General features: G+C 39.0%; 1 pseudogene. It reads right to left on the reverse strand.

Going from position 1 to position 6,000, the window contains the following annotated elements:
* Positions 1-1,335: 1,335 nt before the first annotated feature.
* A pseudogene (locus BHC43_RS10560) lies at positions 1,336-5,934 on the reverse strand (hemagglutinin repeat-containing protein); the annotation flags it as partial.
* Positions 5,935-6,000 lie beyond the last annotated feature (66 nt).

Below are 6,000 nucleotides of genomic sequence, written 5' to 3' on the forward strand. Positions count from 1 at the left end.
ATGTTTATAGATTTCGATATTAGCTTTTTCAGAATTAGTCAACGGCAGGCGCCCGCCAAGCAAATCATTAACCTTATCATAGAAAACATATAAACCTTCTGATAAATAATTCCCAGTCATTGGATTGGAAACTACATAAATACCGTCTGCACTTGTTTTCCACTCATTTTGCTTTACAGCATTTTTTAAAGAATCATTTAATGAATTAAGTATACCCGGATTAGATATAGTAATTACATTAGAATTTTCACCAGGCTTGATATCTTTAATATCAAAGATTTGACGTTTGTCTCCTATTTCTGCGTATAAGCTATCAGCATCTATTGGCCTCTTTTTGTCATCAAAACCATTATTGGAACAATATAAACTATCTTGAATACATTTTACCTCCCATATTTGTATAGGTCTGGTTGCAGCTCTAATAGCAGGATTAGCTATTGATTCCCCATGTGTTAATACGAGAGTTGTGCTGTCACCATAGCCGTATAATGTACCTAATGCCATATCCGTATAAAAAGCGGCCTTATCCCAACTATCGGCACTATCTTCAAGTGCAAGTGATTCGTTTGTATTGTAGCCATTTTTGCCGTCTATGTAGTTTTTCTTGCGGATATCTTCTGCATTCTGGCGTTTATTATCAGCAACTGCATGCAAAATATCACGTAAGTCGTGACGGTTTTGGTCAAATTCTTGCGTCACTTCACGTTGTAAATCCAGTTCTTTCTGAACTTTGATTTTGTCAAAGTTATTGACCAGATAACCAGCATTTTTGGCATAATTTTCACTGTTGACATCAGTATGAATAGCAGCAATGGTGGCTGCTGCAGTTTTACCGGTTCTTTGTTGCTGTTCAGTGGCATTGGTAATAAGGATGTTTGCGGTATTAATGCCGCTGTATGTATCGCCGCTAGTGTGGCCGCTATCTTGACCGAAACCAAATGATTTATTTACTTCAGTAGAACCTTGGTTAGACAAATTAATTTTGTCGTTATTACTAGGTGGATTTTGTTTCAATTTTGACCCACTTAAGCCGCCATTGACGCTGATACCGAAACTACTGCCTTTGTAATCACTGTGATTGTGGATATCGCTGCTAGTGAGGCTGCCAGTAATCAAGCGGTTTTTACCTGAGGCTTCGGCCGCTCTGCTAGAAGTAATGATGGCACCCTTAAGATCAGTGTTGCCTTTGATGTTAAGCTGATATCCATCATCACCGGCGATAATGCCGCTTTGTTCGGTAACAGAGGCATAGTTTGCTTTGATTTTGCTCTGACTGTAATCAGCTGTACCGGATACCCCATAGCCGACAGTAATTTTTCCGTTGACGTTTTGCTGTTTGCTTTTGTATTTGGACTTATCCTGCAAACTTGCAATATTTAGCTCCGCCGCATCCATGCTGACACCTTTACCGGTTACCTGTGCACCTTTGATGTTGGTTGTGCCTCCGCTGCTGATGCTGGTTTGGCCGCTATTGCTGCCTATGTGGCTGTTGCGATAACTGGTTTCGTCACCCCTGCTATTTCCCTTGCCGGCGTTTGCACCGGCAGTAACGCCGAATGAGAAACCATTAGAACCATAGTTGATTGCCACGCCTGCATTCCAGCCACTAGATTTGTTACTGCTCCTTTCATTATGACTTTGTTCGGCCCCTAGCAGGTTTACGTCGTTGTCTGCTTGAAGATGGGTGCCTTTGCTGCCGCTTATATCTGAACCGAGAATGTTGATATTGGAATTTTTTCCAGCTCCGGTTGCTAACAGATTTACTGCGCCACCTGCAAATATCTGACTGGGCGAGGCTATACTGTCTCGACTGTGATTTTCACTACGGTTCTTTTGCTGGCCGACAGTAATGCTTACGCCAACATCGGCGGATTTTTGTGGATTAGTGGCAATATCAGAAATTACTTGGCCTGCCTTGTAAGTATCCATTCCGGCGTTTAATGCAGACATAGCATTAACACGTATATTTTTACTTTTGCCTACTTTCTCTATAGCATTACTGGCACTTTGTATTGAATTTATTACAGGTACATTAACAGCCAATGTTAGACCACTTTGTTTATAAGTATGAAGATTATCACTGCTATAAATATCATTTGTTGCGTTGATATCTATCTGTTTAGCTGCAATGGTGACATCGCCATTTGGTGAAGACACGCTGCTTCCAGCCTGAATATAGTGGTTGCCTGCTATAATAGTGGTGTTACCATTGAGGCTACCGATACTTGTGCCACTGTGTATAATATTACGATTAATTGTATTATCTGTTTCTTTTAAACTACCTATCGTAAAACCTAGTCCACCACTACTCATTAATCCAGACTTTTTACGTGCATGATATTCATTTTTCTGATATTGATTTACAGCTGCCTCGACATTGATATCATGTCCGGCCTGTAATAAAGTCTGATTATCCGAAATAATGTTGCTGCCACGAATATTCAAATCTTTTTCTGTACCTATATTCACGTTCTTGGCTGTAATATTACTGGCTACAGCCTCATCTTGATGCAATTGATATTTATCAATACTTTTTTTGGTTGACAGAAATTTTTTGGATTTGCTGTAATAAGACTCGTCCATATCTACTAGTTTCCTGCCTTCAGTAATATTCACGCCTTCTTTGCCATAAATGCTTATATTCCCATTATTACTGTTTATATCTGCTTGACGGACATTAACTTGGTTCCCAGCAATTATTTGAGCATCATTAGTAACCATAAACTGCGTACCTATTTCATCTGCATGATCCAGAGCAAGATGGTTTTTAGCGTTTAGAGCACCATATCCTATATGACTGGCTGTTTGTACCGTCCCAAGATTTACGTTCCCTTTACTGCTTGCTAACTGAGATAATCCATTCGTTGAAGTATTTACAATATTGGCTCCATTAACATTTAATCCTTCAATTCCGTTGACTGCCATAATGCCATTATTATTGCCTGTCACGTATAGACCAGCTACCCTATTTATCACTGTTCCCCCATTTCTCTCATCACCATGGGTAACTGTTGTAGTGTTGATATCGATGTGTTTAGCCTGTAAGCTAAGTAAATCCTGAGCCTGAACCGTTCCGCCAATAATATTAATATTATTATTAGCTTCTAAACCAACTTTCTGACCACTAATCAGACCACTATTGTCGAAATTGTTAGCACCTAAATCTACTATTTTACGTCCTGCAATTGTTCCCTGATTATTAATATCTTTATTAGTATGCAAGCGGATATTAGCTGCACTAATCAGGGCACCACTAGTATTAAGGTCGCCGTCACGAACCATCAAATATACTTGCGGTACCAAAACCGTCTGCTGGGTGCCATCAGGTAAGGTTATAGTCTGATCAACAAGCCAGACAATATCACTGGTCAGACGCGCTATCTGATCTGCAGTTAATGCTACCCCAGGCACCAATCCCAATTTTTTTGCCACACTGATACCTGAATCCATCAGTGCCTTGAATTCATCTTCGTCATCGTAATAACCATTCAAACGTCGAAATCCGGTTAATTTAGCTATTTGCTCATTAATCAGGCGCTGTTCATAATAACCATCACCCAGTCGCTTTTGCATTTTCTCTGGATCCTGACCTAATGAATTGAGCATATAATCGCTTCCCAGCCATTTTCTCATATTGGTAAAGGCTGGATCTGTTTCGACCAAATAGCCTTTATTATTCGGATCGACATGATACAAAGAGTTATTGGGCAACTGATTATTGAAACTATTTATAGTCTTAAATTTAGGTAGATCAGCTTGCTCATTACTATTATTTACCTGTTGTTGATTATTTCCCTGAATATTGTTAATACTACCAGTACTCTTATTTTCACTTAAAAGACCGTTGTCACTAGCTGTTTTCTGTTGATTATAGTTAAGTTGATTTTTACTTTCCTCTTCTGAATTTTTACTACCAGAATTATCTATTTGTCGTTTATTAAAATCAGCTGAATCAGCCTTATTTTGGTTAATACTGATATTTACATGCTGCTGAATAATACTTACCGGTTGTTCAAGATCTGTGTCGGTAATCGAATGGTTATTTATTTTACCTGTATTTTTTCTTTTATATTTTTTATGAGAATTTTTAAATCCACCTATCCAACCATCATCGATAATTGTCTGTTTACCTTTACTTTCAATATTATTTAGCTGTATATTTTCACTACCAAGTAGGTTTTCTCCTACAAGAATTTTGCTATTATTATTTTCCCAGTATTGGCCACTGATATTCAGATCACCTCCAACAATTATTTCTCCTGGTTTACTTTCTTTAACTCGTTGTTTGTATGTACTTCGCGTAAAATCTCTCCAAGTTATACTTTGTTTATTGTCTCTTATATAGTTGCCATTTTTATATATGAATATAGCATGTTTATTATGTCTTTTTCGCTCGTCGAAATGGCCGTCAATACCCTCAGTCAAAAAATCAGTCAATTTGGGAAATTTATATTGTTGAATATGCTGTTTACTGGCTAAATATTCTTCCAACGCAAAATGATTATTAAAATTGCGCAGGTCATTCACTGCAATACTGCCGTTTCCTTTTGCTTCAATGCGGGCACTGCTATTTATTAAGCTGTTTGCCATTCCTGTAGCCTGAAGCCGTGCATCCAGTTTTCCACCTATTCCAATATCACCTTCACTGGTTATTAATCCTTCTTCTTTATTAACGATATTTATTGCACCAATATCCAGCCGCTCACGAGCAGCAATAACTGCTGCTTTGGTTTCATTTCCTTTTGTCTCTTCCCTATTGAACAAATTGCTCGTACCGATGGCAACATGATTTCCATAAATGCGTCCGGTCCCAACATTATCAACAGTATTTCCAGCCTGAATCAGAGTCAGGCCATTGCTGTTTATCAGACCACGATTAACTATATTGTCTACTGCACTTAATTCAGTCTGCCGATTACTCTGAATAGAACCACCTGTTTGATTTTCTATTTGGCTCGCTTCAACAATAACACTATCACCGCCAGTAAGGCTGTGGCTATTGGTGATTTTGCCATCACTATGGAGTTTCAGGTTGGCATTGGCACTGATATCTGCATTAACATCAGAATTTTCGCTTAAATAAATAACAGCGTCATGACCTGAAGCCATTACGCCTGAATGACTCAGATTTTTTGCCTGTAAACTTAAATCATTTCCAGCGAGTATTTGTCCATTATTGGTATTATCCACACCGAGGGTATTTTTATGATTATCGTGTATATCGATATTTTCGGCACTCCTAATTTGACCATTCTGATTCAATAAGAGTTGATTAATTTGCGCACGTAGTAATTTATTGGTTCGAATGGCACCAGCCGTGTTGTTAACGCTATCAGCAATTAAATCTAGACTGTCAGTATCTATGCTGCCACTGTTATTGTCAACAGTGGCTGTGTGAATTACCGCTTGTTTACCTGCAATGATTTTGCCTTGTTCGCTGTTATTTAAGGCCAGTTTGCTTTCACCTTCCGCATTCAACAATAATTCTTCACTGCTGCCAATCAAACCGTTGCGGTTTTTCAATTCTTCTTTAATCTGTGCTTTCAGCTGTTTGTTGGTGCGTATCGCCCCTTCGCTGTTGTTTATGCGTACGGCTTTTAAATCCAAACTGTCGCTGTCTATGCTACCTTTGCTGTTGTTTAGGCTGGCCGTATTTAGCTTTGCCTGTTTACCCGCAATAATTTTACCGCCCGCACTGTTATCAACTGCCAGTAGACTTTCACCTTCACTGTTCAACAGTAGGTCTGCTCCACTTCCAAAAATTCCGTTCTGATTATTCAGATTACGGTTAATCTGAGCTTTTAATTGCTGATTTACCCGTATTGCTCCGCCTGCATTGTTAACGCTATCCGCACTCAATTCCAGACTGTCTGCATCTATGCTGCCACTGTTATTGTCAAAAGCGGCTGTGTGAATTACCGCTTGTTTACCTGCAATGATTTTGCCTTGTTCGCTGTTATCCAAGGCCAGTTTGCTTTCACCTTCCGCATTCAACAATAA

Origin of the sequence: Snodgrassella alvi, assembly GCF_002777855.1 — a bacterium.
Classification (GTDB): Bacteria; Pseudomonadota; Gammaproteobacteria; order Burkholderiales; family Neisseriaceae; genus Snodgrassella; species Snodgrassella alvi_E.